Annotated in this window: 2 protein-coding genes; both read right to left on the bottom strand. The window is 34.3% G+C overall.

Going from position 1 to position 1,137, the window contains the following annotated elements:
• On the bottom strand, window positions 1-264 hold a 264-nt coding region (locus ARSQ2_RS08025), incomplete at its 3' end, for a replication initiation protein (RefSeq protein ID WP_238334396.1).
• A 555-nt stretch (window positions 265-819) separates the two neighbouring features.
• The gene (locus ARSQ2_RS08020; RefSeq protein WP_181994971.1) at window positions 820-1,035 is read right to left on the bottom strand and encodes a transglycosylase SLT domain-containing protein; all 216 of its coding nucleotides are present in this window, start codon (window positions 1,033-1,035) and stop codon (window positions 820-822) included.
• Window positions 1,036-1,137: the final 102 nt, after the last annotated feature.

The raw sequence follows: 1,137 nt of genomic DNA, 5'->3' as shown, positions 1-1,137 counted from the left end.
GCGGTACGCAATGGGCGCTCTACAGCGGCGGCATACTTCAGCGGGGCAATTGTTGGCATCAGGGGCGGTACAGATGCCCGTCTCGCACAAATAAGCGAGATGAGCACAAGCATTTAGCAAGTTCATCAAAGTAAGATTGGGGGCGGGGCAATGTCTATCTGCCCAGTCAATCGCCGCGCCAGCACGGTCAACATCAAAAATCATGCAGCACATGCTATAGCTAAGCGTCTTAATTTTGATTACAAAATATATGTTTTTCTCCAATATAAATTTACTGATATAGAGTAATTACTTGTAATCGTTTTAAAGTCGCCCAGCTATATTGGTCAACAACGTATTACTGCTTTGCGTACTCGACGTGTTGCTTAAAGAGAAAATAAAGGGCGGTATATGCGCCCTTTATTTTATTATTTATCTTTTCGTGGTTTATTTCTTTTAAAATCCGCAAGGTTAATGACGGGTTCTTTTATTTTTTTATTTTTTCGTGGTTTTATCACCGGAATATTATTGTCATAAATAAACATAATAGGGGTATCATTTTCGTTTCGAATTTCAATCTTATCAAAATGAATATTTTCACCGTGGAAATAAAGATTAACGCCGGAGAGAAATTTAATTTCATAAAATTGTAATTCCTCAATCGCTTCACAAATTGCCTTCTTAAAACTTTTTTATTCCAACGACTCGTAAATTTTATTCTCATTCGTTTTTTCGCTTTTATTTTTTTGATAAAATTGATAAATTTTATTGGCATAGTGGAAACGATTTTTAATTGAGGTATTGGTATTTCGCATTCCCGCGTTATACATACCAAAAGAACTAATTTTTTCCGTAGAGAGCAAAGTTACGGCTTAAAATCATGGAACCGATATGAATATTTAAGCAAGGATGATTGATTAAGTCATTTACAGATAATTTAGAATATTCTTTTTTTATGGCATTAAAGGTTTTTCTATTAATTTCCATCACCCCTAAATCAAACGAGCCATCTTTATTTTTTTTAATAGTGATTAAAGTTTGATGCCTGTCTGGCAATCACTCTTAAATAATCAGAGTCAATTTGATAATAACTTCCTGCTTTATCAAAGCAATCGGCAAGCGATAATTTTGAGACAACAGGAAAAAATAATAACATCA

Source organism: Arsenophonus endosymbiont of Bemisia tabaci Q2 (assembly GCF_902713415.1).
GTDB lineage: Bacteria > Pseudomonadota > Gammaproteobacteria > Enterobacterales > Enterobacteriaceae > Arsenophonus.
This window is presented reverse-complemented; position numbering and strand designations above follow the sequence as displayed.